The 21,512-nt window shown below is 43.5% G+C and carries 24 protein-coding genes; 5 read left to right on the top strand and 19 right to left on the bottom strand.

Annotated features, from left to right (window positions below; genetic code table 11):
- Window positions 1-17 precede the first annotated feature (17 nt).
- The 14 genes from ftsA to MUK70_RS24940 all read right to left on the bottom strand — a co-directional run bounded on the left by ftsA (window position 18) and on the right by MUK70_RS24940 (window position 13,223).
- Window positions 18-1,376 (bottom strand): cell division protein FtsA, encoded by a 1,359-nt coding sequence (gene ftsA, locus MUK70_RS25005; protein ID WP_234657443.1) that lies wholly within the window; start codon window positions 1,374-1,376, stop codon window positions 18-20.
- Between the two features lie 15 nt (window positions 1,377-1,391).
- Window positions 1,392-2,168: a cell division protein FtsQ/DivIB gene (locus MUK70_RS25000; protein ID WP_234605659.1), complete on the bottom strand. Its 777-nt coding sequence runs from the start codon at window positions 2,166-2,168 to the stop codon at window positions 1,392-1,394.
- 25 nt (window positions 2,169-2,193) lie between these two features.
- Window positions 2,194-3,585: a UDP-N-acetylmuramate--L-alanine ligase gene (gene murC / locus MUK70_RS24995; protein ID WP_234657444.1), complete on the bottom strand. Its 1,392-nt coding sequence runs from the start codon at window positions 3,583-3,585 to the stop codon at window positions 2,194-2,196.
- A gap of 33 nt (window positions 3,586-3,618) precedes the next feature.
- Window positions 3,619-4,716: an undecaprenyldiphospho-muramoylpentapeptide beta-N-acetylglucosaminyltransferase gene (murG, locus tag MUK70_RS24990; protein ID WP_234657445.1), complete on the bottom strand. Its 1,098-nt coding sequence runs from the start codon at window positions 4,714-4,716 to the stop codon at window positions 3,619-3,621.
- 1 nt (window position 4,717) lies between these two features.
- Window positions 4,718-5,872: an FtsW/RodA/SpoVE family cell cycle protein gene (locus MUK70_RS24985; RefSeq protein WP_082216680.1), complete on the bottom strand. Its 1,155-nt coding sequence runs from the start codon at window positions 5,870-5,872 to the stop codon at window positions 4,718-4,720.
- Window positions 5,873-5,897: 25 nt separating this feature from the next.
- Window positions 5,898-7,265, bottom strand: coding sequence for a UDP-N-acetylmuramoyl-L-alanine--D-glutamate ligase (murD, locus tag MUK70_RS24980; protein ID WP_234657446.1), 1,368 nt, complete (start codon window positions 7,263-7,265; stop codon window positions 5,898-5,900).
- A gap of 128 nt (window positions 7,266-7,393) precedes the next feature.
- Window positions 7,394-7,726: a large-conductance mechanosensitive channel protein MscL gene (mscL, locus tag MUK70_RS24975; protein WP_234605697.1), complete on the bottom strand. Its 333-nt coding sequence runs from the start codon at window positions 7,724-7,726 to the stop codon at window positions 7,394-7,396.
- Between the two features lie 25 nt (window positions 7,727-7,751).
- Window positions 7,752-8,675 (bottom strand): DUF3078 domain-containing protein, encoded by a 924-nt coding sequence (locus MUK70_RS24970; protein WP_234605699.1) that lies wholly within the window; start codon window positions 8,673-8,675, stop codon window positions 7,752-7,754.
- A gap of 100 nt (window positions 8,676-8,775) precedes the next feature.
- Window positions 8,776-9,372 carry an RNA polymerase sigma factor gene (locus MUK70_RS24965; protein WP_234605701.1) on the bottom strand — a complete coding sequence of 199 codons (597 nt, stop codon included), beginning with the start codon at window positions 9,370-9,372 and terminating at the stop codon, window positions 8,776-8,778.
- A 134-nt stretch (window positions 9,373-9,506) separates the two neighbouring features.
- Window positions 9,507-10,343, bottom strand: a complete 837-nt coding sequence (tsf, locus tag MUK70_RS24960) for a translation elongation factor Ts (protein ID WP_234657447.1) — start codon at window positions 10,341-10,343, stop codon at window positions 9,507-9,509.
- 186 nt (window positions 10,344-10,529) lie between these two features.
- On the bottom strand, window positions 10,530-11,360 hold the full coding sequence (rpsB, locus tag MUK70_RS24955; protein ID WP_234657448.1) for a 30S ribosomal protein S2: 831 nt from the start codon (window positions 11,358-11,360) through the stop codon (window positions 10,530-10,532).
- 158 nt (window positions 11,361-11,518) lie between these two features.
- Entirely contained in the window at window positions 11,519-11,905 is a 387-nt protein-coding gene (gene rpsI / locus MUK70_RS24950; RefSeq protein ID WP_234605709.1) for a 30S ribosomal protein S9, read from the bottom strand.
- Between the two features lie 3 nt (window positions 11,906-11,908).
- On the bottom strand, window positions 11,909-12,352 hold the full coding sequence (gene rplM, locus MUK70_RS24945) for a 50S ribosomal protein L13 (protein WP_138283238.1): 444 nt from the start codon (window positions 12,350-12,352) through the stop codon (window positions 11,909-11,911).
- 166 nt (window positions 12,353-12,518) lie between these two features.
- Complete coding sequence (locus tag MUK70_RS24940; protein ID WP_234657449.1) at window positions 12,519-13,223, bottom strand: hypothetical protein; 705 nt, start codon at window positions 13,221-13,223, stop codon at window positions 12,519-12,521.
- A gap of 139 nt (window positions 13,224-13,362) precedes the next feature.
- Between MUK70_RS24940 and MUK70_RS24935 the strand changes: the two genes are divergently transcribed.
- The 4 genes from MUK70_RS24935 to MUK70_RS24920 all read left to right on the top strand — a co-directional run bounded on the left by MUK70_RS24935 (window position 13,363) and on the right by MUK70_RS24920 (window position 16,672).
- A complete protein-coding gene (locus tag MUK70_RS24935; protein ID WP_234657451.1) occupies window positions 13,363-14,082 on the top strand; it encodes a 3-keto-disaccharide hydrolase in 720 nt (239 codons plus the stop codon).
- Window positions 14,083-14,134: 52 nt separating this feature from the next.
- Window positions 14,135-14,938 carry a Rossmann-like and DUF2520 domain-containing protein gene (locus MUK70_RS24930; RefSeq protein WP_234657452.1) on the top strand — a complete coding sequence of 268 codons (804 nt, stop codon included), beginning with the start codon at window positions 14,135-14,137 and terminating at the stop codon, window positions 14,936-14,938.
- 65 nt (window positions 14,939-15,003) lie between these two features.
- Window positions 15,004-15,525: a KdsC family phosphatase gene (locus MUK70_RS24925; protein WP_234657453.1), complete on the top strand. Its 522-nt coding sequence runs from the start codon at window positions 15,004-15,006 to the stop codon at window positions 15,523-15,525.
- Window positions 15,526-15,556: 31 nt separating this feature from the next.
- Window positions 15,557-16,672 carry an acyltransferase family protein gene (locus tag MUK70_RS24920; protein ID WP_234657454.1) on the top strand — a complete coding sequence of 372 codons (1,116 nt, stop codon included), beginning with the start codon at window positions 15,557-15,559 and terminating at the stop codon, window positions 16,670-16,672.
- Window positions 16,673-16,675: 3 nt separating this feature from the next.
- Here the strand turns inward: MUK70_RS24920 and MUK70_RS24915 are convergent, their stop codons facing one another.
- Window positions 16,676-17,428, bottom strand: a complete 753-nt coding sequence (locus tag MUK70_RS24915) for a polysaccharide deacetylase family protein (protein ID WP_234657455.1) — start codon at window positions 17,426-17,428, stop codon at window positions 16,676-16,678.
- A gap of 117 nt (window positions 17,429-17,545) precedes the next feature.
- On the opposite strand from MUK70_RS24915, the gene MUK70_RS24910 reads away from it, so the two are divergent.
- The gene (locus tag MUK70_RS24910) at window positions 17,546-18,769 is read left to right on the top strand and encodes a metallophosphoesterase family protein (protein WP_234657456.1); all 1,224 of its coding nucleotides are present in this window, start codon (window positions 17,546-17,548) and stop codon (window positions 18,767-18,769) included.
- A gap of 1 nt (window position 18,770) precedes the next feature.
- Here the strand turns inward: MUK70_RS24910 and MUK70_RS24905 are convergent, their stop codons facing one another.
- From MUK70_RS24905 to MUK70_RS24895, 4 genes are all read right to left on the bottom strand, one after another.
- Entirely contained in the window at window positions 18,771-19,409 is a 639-nt protein-coding gene (locus tag MUK70_RS24905) for a nucleotidyl transferase AbiEii/AbiGii toxin family protein (RefSeq protein ID WP_234657457.1), read from the bottom strand.
- Window positions 19,399-19,659, bottom strand: a complete 261-nt coding sequence (locus tag MUK70_RS31225) for a DUF6922 domain-containing protein (protein ID WP_374760176.1) — start codon at window positions 19,657-19,659, stop codon at window positions 19,399-19,401. The genes MUK70_RS24905 and MUK70_RS31225 overlap by 11 nt, the downstream gene beginning before the upstream one ends.
- A gap of 125 nt (window positions 19,660-19,784) precedes the next feature.
- Window positions 19,785-20,171 carry a TraR/DksA family transcriptional regulator gene (locus MUK70_RS24900; protein WP_234606066.1) on the bottom strand — a complete coding sequence of 129 codons (387 nt, stop codon included), beginning with the start codon at window positions 20,169-20,171 and terminating at the stop codon, window positions 19,785-19,787.
- A gap of 190 nt (window positions 20,172-20,361) precedes the next feature.
- Window positions 20,362-21,342: a pyruvate dehydrogenase complex E1 component subunit beta gene (locus MUK70_RS24895; RefSeq protein WP_234605726.1), complete on the bottom strand. Its 981-nt coding sequence runs from the start codon at window positions 21,340-21,342 to the stop codon at window positions 20,362-20,364.
- Window positions 21,343-21,512: the final 170 nt, after the last annotated feature.

The raw sequence follows: 21,512 nt of genomic DNA, 5'->3' as shown, positions 1-21,512 counted from the left end.
CGTTAATTGCTTTGTTTTCAATAGTCACTCAGACCATCATCTTTTTTACGGATAATACTATTAAAACTGTCCCAGAAAGTCCCGTTCTTCTTTCCTGGTTCGTCCTTTGTCACTTCCTTCACTTTTTCTCTTTGTACAACAGTGGCTGTATTAAAGGAAGTTGTCGGCTTGCACACAGACTTAACCCTCGGGTCAATGTTTCTGAGCCCTGCCCACGCCAAGCCTATGGCTGTGCTGTATGAAGAATTGCTTACCGCGTCTGCTTTCGCGGTTCTTTCCAGGTTTTCCGGATATCCCACACGCACAGACATATTTGTAACTTTTTCAAAAAGCTTTTCGATCTCATCAATGTTGGCAGAGCCTCCCGTTAAGACCAGGCCGCCAATCAGTTTGTCGAGATATCCTGACTTTATAATTTCTGCATACACCATCGCGGCGATCTCCTTTAAGCGCTCCTCAATGATTAATGCTACGTTTTTCTTCAGAACCTGCTTTGGAGCGCGCCCTGCAAGGAAATTAACAAGGATCTCAATGTTCAGCGGAACATCAGCCGAAATAGCAACTCCATATTCCCGCTTCAGTCGCTCTGCATTTTCAACCTGGATCCCGCAGCCGATCGCCAGGTCATTGGTAATGTGTCTGCCACCTATCGGAAATGTGGCGATGTGACGCACAATACTGTCATGATAGATAACGAGGTCTGTGGTATGGTCGCCGATGTCAATCAGCGCGATGCCTGCTTTTGTTTCATTTTCATTCAAAACCGCAAGACTGGTTGCCAGCGGAGCAAACACCATTTTATCGCATTTCAGGTTTTGGTCAGCATCAGCCAGACTCTTTTTGGTGCGCAAAATAGATTGGCTGTTTGCCGAAATGATGAGGAAGTTACCTCCCAGCTTGATACCCGTCCTGCCTACAGGCTCGCGCACATTCATGGAGTTATCTACGACAAACTCCATCGGCAAAACATGCAACACGTCATAATTCGGCTCAATTTTAGCGCGATACATGTCGTCGACAAGTTGGTCCACATCTCTTTGCGTAACTTCTTCGCCGGATGATGCGGAAGGCCTGATGACGCCATCGTTATGCTGGCTTACTTTCACCTGTGTGCCGCCGAAACTCACATTCACCACAGCAATATCCAGGTCTGAACGTGAAGATGCCTCTGCAAGTGCCTCGCGGACCGCGGTTCCTACCTGTTTTATATTTTCAACGGCGCCATTTACAACTGCCCCTTTCGGAACAGGAACTTCGCTAAAACCTAAAATTTCAATATTGTTTTGACGGGAACCGGACGCGGCTCCCTGTGCAGCAACCACGGTAATTTTCGTGCTCCCAATATCTACGCCTACTACAATTTTGTCGTGTGCCATGCTGATGGTGAATTATTATTCACAAACTATTTGATTCTGAAACTTAATACTAATCTTTTTATATCTGCTCCAGTCCTGGCTCAGTACTTCGTTGTAAAATATTTTAAGCTTGTTGAACTTGGATTCGTAATTTTCTGCTGTCCCAAATTCAATGCGCTGATCCCCCAGGACTGTTATAAGCGAGATTTCACCATCTTTATCTGCATTCAATTGCGCTACTTGTGCCTTCCAAAAGGGATCGGTGTTCAAAAAACGCAAAAGCTCCATTATTGAAGCCCCCTTGGTTGTTTTCAACTGTTCCGCATCGCTGAAAAAAGAACCGGAAACAAGCAATGCCCTTGCGGAATAACTATCTGACAACGGAAAAAAAACGCCCTCATCACTGATATAATAACCAGATGAATTGCGCATTTCACCATTTTCAGAAGTGTTAATCCATCTCGCCAGCGGCTTCTCCTGCTCAACCTCCACCACCACATTTCCCTTCAAGTCACGATAGACCTGACATTTTCTGATCAGCTTGTTCCTGCGTACCCGGTTTTCGAGATCATTCAGTGCAACGTCGCTTAACCTGCTGCCTAACAGCGGATCAGCCCCGTTTTCAGTCACCAGCATCCGCACGTCCATCTGATTCAGAAACCTCGTTCCCGAATCACCTTCAATGGCTATCACAAGATTCGTACAACGCTGATTACCAAGCTTATTTTCTGCCATGCCTATCCCGGCAATCGGCAAAATGAGCCACAAACTGCGTTTTAACAAAAGCCATGGATAGTCAAATTTACGTAACATCTTAGTAATATTAAAAATGCTTTGACTAATTATTCACAATTGAATTTTTAAGCAAGTTCCTGATCGGTTCCACCAATGTATCAATGTCTCCGGCCCCGATTGTCACCACAATATCCGTATTTAAATCAGCTAAAACGCTCAAAACTTTATCTTTAGTGATAAGTTGTTTCTCCTTTGCTGTGATCTTTTCCATGAGCATTTCCGAATTCACGCCCGTAATAGGCAATTCTCTTGCGGGATAAATTTCAAGCAGCAGAACCCGGTCCGCAAGCGATAAGCTTTCAGAAAACCCATCTGCAAAATCACGCGTACGTGTAAATAAATGTGGCTGAAAAATGGCTGTCACATGCCTTCCCGGGTATAAGCCTTTTACCGACGAAAGGAATGCCTCGATCTCGGTAGGATGGTGTGCATAGTCATCAATGTAAATGCACCCGTCTTCTTCCAGCTGATATTCGAAGCGGCGTTTTACCCCTCCGTAATTTTCCAACGCCTCTTTTATTTTATCAGATCCTACACCTAAGTGCAAAGCAACGGCACTTGCTGCAACAGCGTTTTCAATATTATGGTAGCCCGGAATTTTCATCGCGATTCCTTCAATTTTTCCCTCCGGGTAAATCAGATCGAAAACAAACCGGGCATTTTTAATATGAATGTCTGCCGAGTGATAATTCCCTGAATGTAATGAGTATGTTAAGACTTTGGCCTTGGTCGATGCGGCCAGCTCCAGTCCTTCACGCATAAAAAGCACGCCATCGTCGTCGATCTGGCTCACATAATCGCGGAAAGATTCCAAAACGGCTTCATGCTGTCCATAAATATCCAAATGGTCGGCATCGGTTGAAGTAACAATGGCGATTTCGGGGAACAACGTGAGAAAAGATCGGTCAAACTCGTCCGCTTCAACCACACAAAAAACCTCTTCCAGATTATCCGTTGGCTCATTAAGTAGCAAATTAGTGCCGTAATTCTGCGTAATCCCCCCCAAAAAAGCGGTGCTGTTAACTTTCGCATGACGTAATATGTGAGCAACCAGTGAGGAAGTTGTCGTTTTTCCATGCGTTCCGGCAACACCGATCGTCCTCAAATTCTTGGTTAGCAACCCTAAAACCTGCGAGCGTTTCAAGATCAGGAAGTTATTGTCACGGAAATAGATCATTTGCTTATGCATTACCGGAACTGCCGGCGTATATATCACCAACGTTTCCGACGGGTCGGCGGCAAATGCGGCTGGAATGGTACTGATCTCGTCTTCAAGCGTCACCTCAATATCCTCATCCATTAATTTTTGAACTAATACCGTGAGTGTCTTGTCATAACCGGCCACATTAAATCCATTCGCCTTGAACCAACGCGCCAGCGCACTCATCCCTATTCCGCCAATTCCAACAAAATATATGTATTTCCAATTTGTCATAGATGATGACATAAGATCAGTTCCTGAGGTTATTTACTTGATTAATTTGAAAACTTCTGCGGCAATATCGTCGGCAGCATTGGGGCGTGCCAGCTTGCGGATATTTAATTTCAATTCACCTTGCTTAACAATGTCCTTCAGGAGTTCGAGTGCCTGTGGAATAAGCTCCTGCATTGCCTTGGAATCCTTGATCATTAACGCCGCGTCCTGCTCAACCAAGGTTAAAGCATTCTTGGTCTGATGATCCTCCGCCGCAGCTGGAAACGGAACCAGGATAGCCGGTTTCGCAGCCAGACATAATTCAGAAACAGATAATGCGCCAGCTCTTGAAATGACCACATCCGCAACTGCATAAGCAAGATCCATTGTATAAATGAAATCAAAAGCTTTTACTTTATCTGTTCCAAGGCCTGCGATGGTTTGCTTGGCCGTGTCAATGTAGGCTCTTCCGGTTTGCCATAAAACCTGATAACCAGCCTCTAATAGCTGTGGCAAACCTGCATTAATGCTTTCATTAATAGATCTTGCCCCAAGACTTCCACCCATCACAAACAATGTCTTATGGTCGCCGTTCAGGCCAAACTCCACGAGTGCTTCCTTATTTCTTGCAGACACATCCACAATGTCACTTCTCACCGGATTTCCTAAAAGCGTAATTTTATCTGCCGGAAAAAACGCTTCCATCCCCGGGTAAGCCACGCAAACTTTTCTGGCTTTTTTACCCAAAAACTTATTGGTAATCCCTGCGTAGGAATTTTGCTCCTGAATTAATGTTGGAATGTCGGCTAACGACGCCATCATCAACAACGGGCCACTGGCAAAGCCGCCCACTCCCACCGCAACGTCGGGTCTAAAGTCCTCAATAATGGCCTTGGCCTTGAACAGGCTGTTCAAAAGCTTGAAGGGAACCAGCAGATTTTCCAGGGACAATGATCTTTTCAAGCCGGCAATTGGCAGACCCACAATCTCGTAGCCCGCGCGCGGCACCTTTTCCATTTCCATTTTGCCCAAAGCCCCTACAAAAAGCACTTCCAGTTCAGGATCCTTTTTCTGTAATGCATTGGCTATCGCAATTGCGGGATAAATGTGCCCACCAGTGCCGCCTCCGCTGATAATGACTCTTTTTGACATTTTAAATCTTTTTCTCTTCTACTGTTTCCCCCCGGCTTACGCTCAGGATCATGCCCATTGCAATGCCGGTGAAGAGCAAAGATGTTCCGCCCTGACTAAAAAATGGCAATGTTTGCCCGGTGACCGGCACCAGCCCGACCGTGACGGCCATGGCCGAAAACGCCTGACTGACGACAATGAATGTGAGCCCCGCCGATAGCAGTCCACCAAATGGTCGTTTTGTTGCTTCAATCGCTTTTAAGCCACGATATAGAAGAATGAGATAAAGAACAATTAATACGGTGCCGCCCAATGTGCCATATTCTTCTACGGCAACGGCGAAAATAAAGTCTTTCTGCGGCTCAGGCAGGAAGCGACGCTGGCGACTTTTGGCAACGCCTTCTCCATATAATCCGCCCCTGGCCATAGCCATGTAAGATTGTTGCGATTGATATACAACAACATCTTTGTCAAAAAACGCTGAGATCCGGTTTTGTGCAGTTCCTGATCTTTGTGTAGAGTTGAGCAAAATGGCAATGGTCGCGAAGAAAACGAGGCCCAATGCTGTAAAAAACAAATAATGCAGCGGAACTTTGCCTACAAACATTAAAAGAAAGCAGATGCCAGCCAGCATGACGGCCGTAGAAACATTGCTTGTAAATATAAGCCCGCAAACGATTCCTACCAGCGCAAGCGGCTCGGTAAAAAGCTCCCTCGTATTCCAGCCGCCTTTAATGTGTCTTGCAAGGATTAAGGATAAATGGGCAATTAACGCAACTTTTGCCCATTCCGAAGGCTGAAAACGCTGGCCTATCACTGGAATTTCAATCCACCGGGCCGCATCATTAACGGATGTTCCAAAGAACATCGTGAAAATCAAAAGCAATATTGAACTCCATACTGCAAGCCGGGTAACGTAGACGAATTTGATATAGGGAATGCGATGGACGAAGTACATGACCATCAGCGAAAGAAAGCATAACAGGACGTGTTTGTAAAGATAGTATTCCGTGTTTCCATCCATCTGGCTGTAAGCGTCCTTTACACTGGCGCTATACACCACCACAATGCTCCACATCAGCATTACAATGCAAATTCCCCAAATCCAGGGATCTCCTTTAAGGTTTTTGCTGAACCATGCCTGCGTGTCTTCTCTTGATTTTAGCAAGAAATCCATATTGGTGACCGGTAATGCTTAATGATTATTTTTGACTGGTTAGATTTCTGACCGCAGCTTTGAATTTTTCACCTCTGTCCTCATAGTTTTTGAATAAATCAAAACTCGCGCATGCAGGAGAAAGAAGCACAATATCACCCGCAATGCTCCATTCCTGCGCCTTGTTAACCGCATCCTGGACATCCTGGGTTATGTATATTTGAGGGACAATTCCGAAAAAGTAACTTTCCAACTTATCGGAATCTTTACTAAGAACTATCAAAGCCTTCACTTTATTACGCACCAGCGCTTCAATCTGGCTATAATCATTCCCTTTATCGACTCCGCCTGCGATCAAAACGATTGGTCGTTCGAAACTCCCTAACGCGTAAAATACGGAATCCACATTGGTTGCTTTGGAGTCGTTAATGTAGGTAACGCCGTCGATAACTTCCACTTCTTCAAGCCTGTGCGGCGCATTTGTAAAGGATTTTAATCCTTCGGAAATTTTTTCAGAACTTACTCCCAATAGCTGCGCAACCGATATTGCTGCCAGTGCGTTAATGGCATTATGCGGGCCTTTGATAGGCAATTCTTCAAAGTTTTGTTCAAATGTGCCGTTTGCAGCATTTGAGATCAGTTTCTGCTCGTCTAAATAAGCGCCTTCTGATAATTTATTCGCAAGAGATATTTTTATTTTTTGAGAATCAATGTTCCGTTTCGAAAGCTCAGCCGCAATCACTTCACTATCTTCAAAATAAATGAGATGATCCGCTGTTGTTTGATTTCGGACAATGTTGAATTTTGAATCAATGTAGTTCTGGAAATTGTAACCGTAGCGATCCAGGTGATCCGGTGTAATGTTAAGCAAAACAGCAATTTGCGGATGGAAATCTTCAATATTATCTAACTGAAAACTACTGATTTCCAACACATAATAGTCGAATTGCTTTTCGGCAACCTGCCAGGCGAAACTGTCGCCAATGTTCCCTGCCAGGCCAACATTCAGTCCCGCATTTTTCAGCAGATGATACGTTAGAAGCGTCGTGGTGGTTTTGCCATTGCTGCCTGTTATGGCAATCAGTTTGGCCGAAGTGTAGCGGGACGCAAATTCAATCTCCGAAATGACCGGAATGCCCTTTTCTTTTACTGCGATAATAAGTGGGACGGTGTCCGGAATGCCCGGACTTTTGATAATCAGGTCGCTTTCTAAAACCCGTGATTCTGAATGAATTCCCTGCTCAAATGGAATGTTTTCCCGGTGAAGAATGTCAATATATTTTTGGTTTAACTGTCCGCGATCTGACAAAAAAACATCAAAACCTTTGGACTTGGCCAGGATTGCGGCTCCTGTGCCACTTTCTCCCCCACCCAAAATAACGACCTTTTTTTGCACAAGACTACTTTTAAACATTGAACAAACAGCACTAAACGCGAAGGTAAATCTTTTCCAGAAAAAAATTTTGCCTATTAAATTAATAACTCAATAAAAAACGAGGCACATCAAATGCACCTCGTTCTACTGTTTTCGAATCAAATTTTTTACTCTTTTTTAACAAGCGACTCAGAAATCCGGAGCCGGTTGGCAAGTTTCACGACCATAAAAATTACCCAGGCAATGATAATAAACTGGATTAAAACCTGGATAAAATTACCATATTTGATAGAAACCTCCGGGGTTTTATCAACGGCCTCCTTCAATACGATTTTCAATTGGGTAAAATCCACGCCGCCTATCAGCAGACCCAAGATTGGATTAATAATGTCTTCCACGAGTGAGGTTGTAATTTTAGCGAATGAGGCCCCAATTACAACACCGACAGCTAAATCGAGAACATTCCCTTTGGCAATAAAAATTTTGAATTCCTGAAGCATAACAAGTTGAGGTTAGTTGGAACAATTAGAATGAGTATAAAAATCCGATGCTTAAAGCTTGCGCGAACTGCACTTTATCACTCTGGTCGTCATCATATACCATAATAGCTCCCAGGTTCACATTCACATACTTATTAATTTTCGCTGTCAGCATAGCATCCAGACGGTTATCAATATTGCCGGGATTTTTAAAGTTGGAGAACATCAGATATCTGAATTTCAGATTCAAATCCTTTACAATGTCCTTATCGAAATTTGCCACAATCTGTATCAATGCTGCCTCTGTCCGCACCCTTTTTCCGATAGGAACACCGTAGTTATTCTGGTCTGGCGTATTCACATATAAATTTTTATCTAAAACGATGGTCTGCCGCAAAGCCCCAGGCGCAAAATCTATGAAGAAATAAGGCGCGGGACGGTATTCAATCCCGATGGCCTCCGTTACATATGCAGGCGAAAATATTCCTGACACCTTTCTTTTAACATCCGTAGAGTCTGGGGCGGCTGAATAATTGTATCCGTCTCCAAACTGCGAAAGAAAATTGACATTGGCAAAAAGGCTCCATTTGGCGCCGATAGACCTGTTATACTTAGTATCAAAAAATATACGGTCTACATTCTTTCGGCTTTGCTGTCCTTTGTTTCGAACAACCCCGTATTGAGATTGGAAATCATTTCGCCAAGCGTTTTTGCCCTTAATTTTTTCACTAAGTGCATTGAAAAACAAACCAAGAGCAACTGAATTCACACCTCCGCCCGTCCAGTTAGAACTAAACGAACCTTGGTTAAGATTGGCCCCAAACTCAATTTTTTTCCATGTAGTGTCGCCGGGTATCTTCAATTTTCCGGCATTGAGAGAATTACTGAGGTCCACGGTTTGTGTCAAACCAGGCAATGATAATGTAAGCAGCGTCAGGATCAAGAGGTAATGTCGAAGTTTTCCGCTCATACTTGATGTTTTAGTGAATAAATATAGAAAGTTCACTTTTAACCCGTGAGGGAAGGGGGTCTGCCGCCGTAAGTACTTAATAGTTTATCAAAATTCATAACTATTTGCAGAAATTCCCCAAATATGCGATCTCCAGATATACGCGCCTGAGCTTCTCACGTGAGCGCATAAGCCGCATTTTAACCGCGCTTTCGGTTAAATGAGCGTTTCCTGCAATGTATCGGATGCTCCGGTCATCCATATACTTCATGTAAAGAAGGGCTTTCTCCTCAGGCTGTAAATGGTCCAGTGCCTGCCGCAGTATCTTTGTATTAACCTCTTCAACCCCGAACAGGCTATCCAGATCCATGTGTTCTACACAATCCGCGCTTTCCTCATGCACCGTTATGACCCTTTTTTTGTTGGACCGCATCAGGTCCATGCAATGGTTATACGTGACGGAATAAAGCCAGGTGGAGAATTTTGCACCTTTTTTGAAGGTACCCATTTTAAATACCAATTTAAGGAACACATCGTGGGTGAGGTCTTCGGCCCGGCCGACATCACGTGTTAATGAAAGGCATTTCTTGAATACTTTGAGCGCGTATCGGTCGTAAAGTTTTTCAAAATACCGGTTATTACCGGATTCCAGAAAGAGCTTAACCAGTTCTTCGTCTGTTACATTATGCCATGCATAATCTGCTAATGTGTCAACCATCTCAATCAATGTCACTGATAGTGTGTGTCCAAAAAATTAATGGATTAATTAATTTTTTGTAAATATTAAAAAACAACGCCTGGTATACAAATAGATACCAGGCGTTGTCAATATTATTTTATAAGAAGTGCTTCCTAAGCTCCGATAGCGACTCTTTTGAAAGATTTTACCGTTAAACCCTTTGCAGTTTTCTCTAATAACTGACGGATTGTCAGCGAAGAGTCCTTTACAAATTCCTGGTTCAGCAAGGTGTTGTCCTTATAGAATTTCTGAAGTTTTCCTTGTGCAATTTTCTCAAGCATTGCTTCTGGCTTGCCTTCTGCTCTTGCTTGCTCTTTACCCACTTCGATTTCACGCTCAACAGTTGCTGAATCTACTTCGTCTTTGTCCAAGGCGATAGGTTTCATAGCAGCGATCTGCATAGCAACGTCTTTTCCAAGCTCGCTTACATCTGTGCCATTAACGCCTTCGAATGCTACCAAAACGCCCAATTTGCCATTGGAGTGGATGTAAGGAACAACTTTGTCAGCTGTTACATTTTCGTATGAAACAATCTCCAGTTTTTCACCTAGCTTTCCAACAAGGTCAACGATGTGTTCGCTAACAGGACGGCCATCAGGCAATGTAGCTGAAAGCAAAGCGTCTTTATCAGCAATGTTATCCGCAACAGCTTTGTCCAAAATGCTTTGTGCAAGATTTTTGAAATCTTCAACATTAGAAACCGGCTCAGTTTCGCACGCAAATGCGATCAACTTACCATTTGTTCCGTCAGCGCTGATTGCTACAACCACGGTTCCTTCTGAAACTGCGTTATCAGCACGTTTTGCTGCAACTTTTTGTCCTTGCTTACGAAGAATATCAACGGCTTTGTCAAAATCACCGTCAGCTTCCTGAAGTGCCTTTTTACAATCCATCATGCCCGCGCCAGTCATTTGGCGGAGTTTGTTTACATCTTGTGCGGTAATTGCCATGATCTATTTTAGTATTGATTATTACTGATTTGAAAGGAAACGGCTGTTACTGAAATGTTAGAAAACAGTTAAGAAATCCGCTTCCGGTTGAATTTTAAAAAACTGTAGCCCATAGCAAAAGGGCTATGGGCTACTTATATCTGTTCAGACAGGAGAAGGCCGAAACCTTATTCCATATTGCCCTGATTACTCTTCATCACCTTCAGCAACGCTTGTCTCCGCGGCAACTTCGGCACGAGGCGCTGCAGGTGCAGCTTCTTCGTTGCCTTTGTCAACCTGGCGCTTCGCTTCTTCTTCCTCTACAAGGCGCTGATCGTCTTTATCTTGTTTGCGTTCCATCAAACCTTCTTCAATTGCTTTTCCAATTGCCAAAGTAATCAATGAGATGGCTTTGTAAGCATCATCATTGCTTGGAATCGGGAAGTCAACCAGTTCAGGATTTGAGTTGGTGTCGCAGATCGCAAAGATGGGTATGTTCAATCTTTTTGCTTCTGAAACTGCAATGTGCTCGCGTTTTACATCAACGATGAAAAGGGCAGCAGGTAGACGGGTCAGGTCAGCTACACCACCTAACACTCTTTCCAGTTTATCCTTTTCACGTGTAAGCATCAGGCGTTCTCTCTTCGCTATATTGCTAACCGTGGTTTCGTCTTTTAGCATCTTCTCAAGAGTCTGCATTTTTTTCAAAGACTTGCGAATTGTGCCGAAGTTTGTAAGCATACCACCCAACCAGCGATCAGTTACGTAAGGCATTTTAAGGCGTTTCGCCTCTTCCGTTACGATTTCCTGCGCTTGTTTTTTAGTAGCAACAAACATGATCTTACGTCCTGAACGAACGATCTGCTTCAAAGCGGCTTCCGCCTGATCGATGCAGCTCAAAGTTTTATTCAGGTCAATGATGTGGATCCCGTTTTTCTCCATGAAAATGTATGGAGCCATGCGTGGATCCCACTTGCGGGTAAGGTGACCAAAGTGTACACCTGCATCCAATAATTCTTTATATTCTATTTGTGCCATTACAGATAATGTTTTAAAAATAAAATGTTTTGTAGATTACGCAGCACAGCACATCGGGCACGATAAGTACTGTCTGGACATTTTTTAGTTTAAAGTGTACGAGTTTAGAGTTAAAAGAATATTGAACTTTAAACTTATGGACTCTAAACCCTGAACTCTTAACGTTTCGAGAACTGGAATCTCTTACGAGCCTTAGCGCGTCCGTATTTCTTACGTTCAACCATACGAGGGTCACGTGTAAGGAATCCTTCTTTTTTCAAAGCGCCACGGAATTCGCCATTGTATTCGCAAAGTGCACGGGAAATAGCCATACGGATTGCTTCCGCCTGTCCTGAAATCCCGCCGCCTCTTACATTGACTTTAAGATCATAACCATTGCCTCCGCTGATAACAGCAAAAGGCTGCTGAAGAACGATCTGGTGCACTTCAAAAGGAAAATATTCCTTGTAATCGCGTCCGTTAACCTTAATATCTCCTTTGCCGGGCGTCATATAAATACGGGCCACAGCAGTTTTTCTCCTACCTATTTTGTTGATCACTTCCATGAATTACAACTTGATTTCTTTTGGTTGCTGAGCGCTGTGCGGGTGTGTTGCATCAGCATAAACAAACAGATTTGTGAATAAACGACGTCCCAAACGATTCTTTGGAAGCATGCCTCTTACGGCTTTCTCGATTACACGACCTGGGTGTTTTTCGAGCAACTCGCGGGGAGTTTGAAAACGCTGACCTCCTGGATAACCTGTGTGGCGAACATAAATTTTGTCCGTCATTTTCTTTCCTGTCAACTTGATTTTATCGGCGTTGATAATGATAACATTATCACCACAGTCCACATGAGGAGTGTAACTTGCCTTGTGCTTGCCTCTGATAATTTTCGCAACTTCACTTGCCAAACGGCCTAAAATTGCATCCTGAGCATCCACAACAACCCACTCCTTGTTCACTGTGTTTTTGTTCGCCGAGATGGTTTTGTAGCTTAACGTATCCACGATTAACAAAAATTTAATTGATTTTCAATAAATTACACTGTAACAAGACAGTCCCATCGCAAAATGGGAGTGCAAATATAGAGTTTAACAAATTGAATAACAAGTATGTTTGTGAAATTTCGCCCGGCTGTGGGGAATCAGCGCATATTTAAAATTTCTGCCATGCTTAATGCAGTATGGGAAAACTCAATGCGGCATATGGCATTCCGTAGTTTTGTGAGACCCGGCGCTGATTGTTGTCCAGGAATACCTTACGGTCGTCTGCATTCCTCGTCCGGTAGGCAATATGCCCATACAAGTATCCGACTTTAAGGCCAATGCGCTTACTAAAATAAATACGCGCGTATGCCTCGGACTGTCCATTATAATTCTCCAAAAACAACGGTGCTGCATTAAAAATCACCGGCGAAGTTTTCAACCATTTTCCGTTATTGGGAGATCCTGTTCCAGGCCCGGTCAAATTTCTTTCATAGTAACCGCTTCTCCGTGAACCGAATGATGCGCCTATTAAATCGGTATTTATACCCAAATCAATTTTCCACAACCTTAAATTAGCCCCAACTACGAAGCTCAGCCCGTTAGCCGACACTTTGTTGTATTCCAGATAATCCGGCGGAGAACCCGTCTTTGTGTACAAATCCGTCCGGTTTGCATAATAACCCCACGCCCTGATCCCCAGCCCGAACCGGAACCACGGAATGCGGTTCATGCTTACCTGTTCATAATATAATACAGAAGGTGCCCAGGAATTGTCATCACTGAAACCGGTGCCGAAGTCAATCACCGCGCTGGCTTGTGATTGCGTCTGACCGTAAACACGAACAGAGCTGAGTGCAGCCGTCAGAATTACAAAAGCATAGAAAACTTTCATCCGAAACATTTAATTAAATTTTAGTGTGAGAAAATTATGGTAATCAAATTAACCTGGATTCAAATATAGGTTACAGCGTTTGAAGAATTGCGATATTGCATCATTCCTGATCCTAAACCTTTACTGGTAAATCATTAACATGAAAAACACTTTTCCCAAACATTATGCGATGGCCATGCTGGTTTTTGCCCTGTCGCTCAATTTAAGCCGTGCTCAAACTGTTGAAAATCTCTCTTTCAGGCCGCTTTTTAATGGAAAAAACCTGAACGGCTGGGTTGATGTCAACACATCCAAAGACACCTGGAAAGTTAAAAACGGAACATTGATCTGCTCCGGCAAGCCTATCGGCGTAATGCGGTCCGATCGCCAATACGAAAATTTCATATTAGAAGTGGAATGGAAACATATGGAAGCAGGCGGCAATTCGGGGATTTTCGTATGGAGCGAAGGCACGCCGCAGGAACACGATCCGCTTACAAAAGCCATTGAAGTGCAGATGCTGGAACTCGATTATGCAAGGCAACACAACGCAACGGATGACTACGTGCACGGCGAGCTGTTTCCGACCATGGGCATGACGGCAGTTCCCGACAACCCACGAGGCATAAGAAGCAAATCCCTTGAAAAACGCTGCAAAGGAAAAGGGGAATGGAATAAATATGTGGTAGTTTGCGTCGACGGAACTGTGAAGCTTTCTGTTAATGGCAAGTTTGTAAATGGCCTGAGAAACTCCGAGCGAAAACGTGGTTACATTTGCCTGGAAGCGGAAGGTGCTGAAATCCATTTCCGTAACATGCGCATTATGGAATTGCCCGATGGCATAACAAGTGCTGCGCAGACAGCCCCGCTCGTCAACTGATTTGCTAAATTAACTTTATGCCATAACTTAGGGCGGATATAACGCTTTGTGCATGAAAATCTCCTTCGTTGGTTCCGGAAATGTGGCCTGGCATCTTGCCCAGGCTTTTGAAGACGCCGGTCATTGGATTTGTGAAGTTTATAGCCGCGACACCCAAAAGGCCCGTCAACTGGCTTCTTACCTTTACGACACCAACATTCAGCCAGACCTTAATTTTTCCGAAAGTGAAGCCGATTTGATTGTTATAGCCGTTTCTGATGATGCATTGGAAAGTGTTATCGAGCGTATCGTGCTCCCCGAAGGCGTCGTGCTTGTCCACACCTCGGGAACGAGGTCGCTAGCGGAATTTCAAAATCTGGTTGAAATTTACAGCGACGTATATGTGCATACCGGTGTCTTTTATCCGCTTCAAACCTTCACAAAAGGATTGGAAATGGATTATAAAGAACTGCCCTTTTGTATTGAATCAAAAAACGAACTCATTGAAAACAAGCTCATTCAGCTTGCGCAAAGTGTAAGCGATCACGTGAGCCGCATGGATTCCGACGAGCGGTTTATCCTGCATGTCGCGGCGGTTTTCGCCAGCAACTTTACCAATTATCTCCTTACAGTTTCCCAAAACATGCTGGAAAGGGAACAGCTTAATTTTGATTTATTGAAACCACTTATCCAAACGACCATTCACAAAGCATTGCTTTCCAATGATCCTTCGCTGGGCCAAACAGGTCCTGCACGCCGCGGCGACTGGAAAACGACCAACCGGCATTTGGAATATTTGCAGGAAACCAATGAGGATTGGACGGAGATTTACAGGCTCCTTACTGACAAAATCAGGAACTTCTACATTTCAAAATAATAGGACCCCGCGCTGTCTCCTGAAAAGTTAGGCTATATTTGCGGGATTCATTATCCTGATTTTTCATGAATACAGCATTAATAGACCGCTTCAAACGCATTACAACCTTTATTTTCGACATTGACGGGGTCATGACAGACGGCAGCGTGATTGCGCTGGAAAGCGGCGAGCAGCCCCGCAGTTTTAATGTTAAGGACGGTTACGGCATCAATCGCGCGATCAGGATGGGTTATCGTGTGGCTATTATTTCTGCACAAAATCAAATAGGGGTCCGCAAACGACTTGAATATCTTGGCGTGACAGACATTTTTATCGGAACTTCACCCGACGGAAAGCTGCCGATTTTCAAAAAGTATCTTGCAGAAACCAACCTGACAGAAGATGAAATCGTATTCATGGGCGACGATCTGCCCGATTATGAAGTAATGCGAACCAATGTGCTCAGCGCATGTCCTGCCGATTCGGTGGAGGAAATCCTCGCATTATCAGATTATATATCTCCAAAAAACGGCGGTCACGGCGCAGTTCGCGACCTGATCGAGCAAGTAATGAAAGTTCAGGGCAAATGGATGGCTTGGTTTCAGTAATCAGTCAGAGCAGAAATCAGGCTTAGTATAAGTGGAAAAAAAGCGTTACTTCCCAAATCTCAATGGTATCCGGTGCATTGCAGCCATGCTGGTGGTTTTTCACCATCTGGAACAGGCAAAACATGCTTTGGGAATTGCTAATATTTACGAACTCCCTATTATTCAGCATGCTGGCCGATTAGGCGTTGGGCTGTTCTTTGTTTTGAGCGGCTTTTTGATCACCTATTTATTACTCGAAGAACGCGGCCGGTTCGGCGATGTGGATGCCAAGAAATTTTATCTCCGCCGGGTTTTCAGGATCTGGCCCATTTACTTTCTGATCATCGGCCTTTCCTTTTTCGTATTTCCTCACATTGAACTGCTCAGTTTTCCGGGAACTGAAGAAAAGCTTACCGTACACGCCGCCGAGCGACTTACATTGCTCCTCCTGGTTTTGCCTAATTTCGCTTTTGTCCTTTACGACCTCCCATATTGGTGCGCACAAACCTGGTCCATTGGCGTGGAAGAGCAATTTTATTATCTCTGGCCTTGGCTGATCAAGTATCCTAAAAAGCGCATTCCTATTATTCTGCTTTTTCTGGGCATTACCGCTGCCATTCTGTTCACCGGCTTACATTATGTTAATGTTGATGAGGGAACAAAGAGCACAATGATATCAACTTTCCTGGGACAGTTCAGAATCCAGACCATGGCGTTGGGCGGGTTATGCGCGTGGCTTGTTTTTAATCAAAAAACGCACATCCTTCACGTCGTTTTCAGAAAGGATCTGCAAATCATCGTGTACGTTCTTCTTGCAGCACTTTTCCTTTCAGGCATTCACTTTTATGGCTTTTTAGAGGTCTACGCGCTTTTCTTCGCCTTCTTTATTTTAAATGTTTCGTGTAATCCAAATACGATAATCAGCCTGAATAATAGTGTGATGAACCACTTGGGGAAAATCTCCTATGGCCTCTACATCTACCACGTGTTTGTAATTGTATTGATAATCAATTTTTTAACTAAATATTTTCCTGCCTGGACCGGCACATCGTATCACATCGGTTTATATGTACTCACCTTTGTCGCGTCCGTTGCAGTGGCCTCATTCTCCTATTCGTATTTTGAAAAGCCGCTGCTGGCTTATAAAGACAGGCGCTTCGGGAGATAATGCTCACTTCTCTTCCGGCAGTTCCGACATCGTGTAGAACTTCAATTTTTTCCGGTCGGCTTCTTTCAATATTTTTTCAAGAAACGGCACATTGAAGCCGTATTCGCCATTTTGTGGCTTGCCATATAGTGGTTCGTGTCCAAACAGCATTAAGGCTTTATTTGTGCTTTTTGCTTTTTCAAGCGCCTCCATCATTTCCGGCTCTGTTAATCCGGCGTCTTCATCAATCAACAGCGCATCAACAACTTGCTGATTATCAAATGAATAATAAATCCAAGGCATAAGCCGCGGAGCCAGCGCATACATTTGAAATCCCATCATTTTCCTACGTGATATTGCAACGTCACGAAGGATCTTAAAGCCGCTGGCCAGCAAAACGGAGTCCACCTGGTCATTGTGATTTCCGCCGGGATGCGCATAGGACGTTGGATTAAAGCCTGCTTTGGCCATATATGAAAGGCCGGGAGTCAATTCTATCTTTTTATAATTTTCTGGTCCTGCCGCGATCAATTCTGTTGATTTACCATGAATCGTGCCGTGAAAACCGATTTCGTGGCCGTCGCTTTGTAGTAATCTGAGCTTCTTGATTTCGTCTTGCGTGAGGCTATCGGGGCAGGTCACAAAAAAGGTGACTTTCGCATTATATTTCTGGAACATGGGCCTTAATGCAAACCATTCGTTGATAAAATGGTCGTCGAAGGAGATTGCTACGCCCGCTTTTTCATGCGTTTCTGCATTTCGCCGGCAATGCATCATGCTGATTCCAATACAGAGAAAAATGCATTTAAGGAGGCAACGACGCAAGAATGTAGCAGCTGAATATCTCAATACTTACAGGATGAAATGTTATTTTCGCTAAATTAATCACACAAAATGAAAATCCTCCACACGGCTGACTGGCACATTGGTAAAAAGCTCGATAATTACTCGAGACTGGAAGAACAACGTCAGGTGCTCGATGAAATTTGTCAGATCGCCGAAAATGAAAAGGTCGACGCCGTGGTCGTTGCGGGTGATTTGTTTGATAATTTCAATCCATCCTCCGAAGCTACCGAACTATTATACAGCACATTGCATCGCTTGTCAGCCAACGGAAGCCGCGCCGTAGTCGCCATTGCCGGCAACCATGATTCCCCGGAACGCATTCAGGTTCCGGACGCATTGGCAAAGGTCTGCGGAATTATTTTTGTAGGTTTTCCAAACAGCGAGATTTCATCATTCTGCACGCAAGCTAAGGTAAACATGCTCCGGACTGCAAAAGGATTTATTGAAATCGAGCTTCCTAATGCTGACTTTCCGCTAAGAATTTTACACACACCTTATGCCAATGAACAGCGTTTGAAAACATTTTTAGGCGTTGAAGATTCGGAAGAAGCATTACGCAATCATTTACAGGAACATTGGCAGGAATTAGCGGATAAATATCTGGATGACAATGGGTTTAATCTTTTAATGACCCATTTATTTGTAATGAAAAAAGGAGAGCCTGTTCCGGAAGAACCGGAAGAAGAGCGCCCTATTCTGCACATTGGCGGTGCACAAGCCATTTACACCGAAAACTTTCCAAGCAAAGTGCATTACATTGCACTCGGACATTTACACCGCTATCACGTTGTCGACAAAAATCCCGCGCCTGCCATTTATTCCAGCAGTCCGCTCGCATACAGCTTTTCAGAAGCGAACCAAACCAAATATGTAGTCCTGATCGAAGCAGAAGCCGGTCATCTCGTTTCCTATCGCCCTATTGAATTAAAAAACGGGAAAAAACTCCGCAGAAAAAGCTTCAACGATATTGAAAAAGCCATCGAATGGCTAGGCGAGCATGGTGAAGATCTCATCGAACTTACCATCATTTCAGACAATTACCTCGAAGCCGCCGACAAAAAGCGCCTGAACGAAGCCCATTCCGGTATCATTCAAATCATCCCCCAAATCAAAAAAAGCGAGCTGGCTACCGCCAACACAGAAATCGATCTATCCCTGAGCATGGAAAAATTATTTCAGGAATATTTCAAAACAAAAAACAAAGGACAAGAGCCTTCGGATGGTTTGATGGAAGTTTTTCGGGAGGTTTTGGGGACGGAAGAGGAAGCTTGACTTATGGAAAGAGCTTATTTCCTGAAATGATAGCCTGTTCAATGCGTTGCTGAATCTTTGAAAATGGCAATTTAACTTTGAGTTTTGGCGGGTCCATTTCCGGATCGATATCATTGAAATAGGATAGTGATTTCAATGCGATCAGCGGATTCATGTGTGGATATTTTTTTTCAAAAAATGAAATAATCTCATTCAGCGAAAAATATTCAAGCAAAAAATAGATATCCACAAAGTCTTTCATCCGTTTGCCTGAGTTAATGATGGCGTTTACCTTCATTGCGGCAATATCTTCCATTCCTAGAAACGTAATGCCTTCTTCTTTTTGAGGCTGTTTGATCAATTCGTAATCATGCCGGATGAAATCGGTCTTAATGTTATCTATGAAGGTAAAAAGGTTGTTTGTGCTCTTTTGATATGAAACTTCTACTTTGAAAGATTCGCGTAGCAATTCTATCAACTCATTTGTTTCAAATGGAATGTTGGTAAAAAGATCGATATCAATAGAATTTCGGTGCCCGATTTGCAATGCAAGTGAAGTGCCTCCAACCAAATAAAAGCTTTTCAGTTCAGGAATAGCTTGAATATGCTGTATCAGCTTAAATGTATCGGGATGAATTACGAAAGGATCCTTATGTAACATTAACAAAATCTGAGTTAATGAATAGTCTGGAAAAACGTTTGTCTCTTTCTTCTATTTGTGATGACCAATCTATTGTTTCCAAAATTTGGCTTTTTGAATAAAATCGAATCATCTCACGCCAATTATCAAGATTACCACGTTCTAAAATCCGCTCAATTACGATTTTATACGACTTTTCAAAGTCGAAACTGTCATAATCAAACTCCCAAAGAAGCCGTGACGGAATGTTAGGCTTGTCGTATTCAGGCATCATTCGTTATTTAGACCTCTGTAAATTTACATGGTGTGAATGACAATTGGGATACGTTTGTAAACAAAAAAGCGACAAGCAATCCTCTGATCACTTGTCGCTTAATATTGAAAACTCCTGAATCCTTAGCTTGCTCTTCTTAGCTTTGCTTCGATGGTTTGCTGTGTATGGGGGACAATTCTTAGTCTTTCTTTTGGGATGAGTTTGCCTGTGTCGATGCAAACGCCGTAGGTGCCGTTTTTAATGCGAACCAATGCATTTTCCAACTGAATGGAATATTTCTGCAATCTGGCGGCCAGTTGGCTCAGGTTTTCACGCTCGCTGGCGTCTGCTCCGTCTTCTACAAGTTTGGCAGAACCGGCAGTAATGTCCGTGCCGCTGTCGTTTTTTTTACTTAAACCTCCTTTGATATAATTAAGCTCACTCATAGTCGCTTCCAATTTGCCGCGAATGAGTTCTTCAAACTCCCTCAGCTCTTCCTCTGAATATCTTGTGCGTTCTTCTTGCATAATCTTAATTGATTTGTAAATCTATATTAAGGAGCGTTTCAAAGTACAAAAGTACTAGTATTCTGCCTATTTTGGAATTATTTAATACAACAAAGCTGCCGACTAAAAAATCTTACTTGTAGTGACATCTGGCACTTAACAGACAAAGCCATAACCTGTATCAGGAAATGGCTTTGTCTCTTTTATTACTTTCTTACTTGTAAAGCACTGATTTTACAGCTTCAATAACGCGTTTCGTGCTCGGCAGGATCTCTTCGATCAAGGTCGGCGCGTATGGAAGCGGCACATCGCGGTTGGTTACGCGGATCACCGGCGCATCCATATAGTCAAATGCGTGGCGCTGAATGTGATATGTGATTTCAGTTGAAATGGATGCAAGTGGCCAGGCCTCTTCTACAACCACGCAACGATTTGTTTTCTTAACGGATTCAATGACAGCAGGATAGTCGATAGGACGAACTGTTCTCAAATCCACAACTTCCACGTCAATTCCTTCTTTTTCCAATTGCAAAACAGCCGGCATAACAACCCGTGGGATCATTTTACCAAAAGAAACGATCGTAACATCTTTTCCCTGACGTTTCACATCCGCTTTGCCCAATGGAATCAGATATTCTTCCTCAGGAACCTGCATCTTGTCTCCGTACATTACTTCCGATTCCATGAAAATAACGGGGTTATTATCACGAATAGAAGATTTCAGTAGTCCTTTTGCATCATAGGGGTTGGATGGAACAACCACTTTCAAACCTGGCGTGTTAGCAAACCAGTTCTCGAAATTCTGGGAATGCTGAGCACCCAATTGTCCGGCATTACCCGTTGGTCCGCGGAAAACAATAGGGCAGCCATATTGTCCGGCAGACATGGAAAGAATTTTCGCAGCGCTGTTGATGATCTGATCGATTGCAACCAAAGAAAAGTTGAAGGTCATGAATTCAACGATCGGGCGAAGTCCGTTTCCGGCTGCTCCAACTGCGATCCCTGCAAAGCCAAGCTCAGCAATGGGCGTGTCAATTACGCGCTCGGGACCGAATTCGTCCAACATTCCCTGACTTGCTTTATAGGCGCCGTTGTATTCTGCAACTTCCTCTCCCATTAAAAAAATACTCTTGTCAAGGCGCATCTCTTCCGACATGGCGTCGCGAATGGCATCTCTGAATGCTAATTCTTTCATTCGTAATTTTATAATTATTTAATTCTTAGAAGAAACCATTGCAAATCCAGAATAAAAATTGGATTAACCTTACTTGGTTACATTAAAAGAGGTTTTGTATACTTATTTCAAAATGATGTGTAAAATTAGAGAAACAAGGTCAATTCTCAAATTCTTTATCTGAACTATTC

The sequence above is a fragment of the Dyadobacter chenwenxiniae genome (assembly GCF_022869785.1).
GTDB classification, from domain to species: Bacteria; Bacteroidota; Bacteroidia; order Cytophagales; family Spirosomataceae; genus Dyadobacter; species Dyadobacter chenwenxiniae.
Note: the sequence above shows the minus strand (reverse complement) of the source record. Positions and strands in the feature narration are given on the sequence as shown.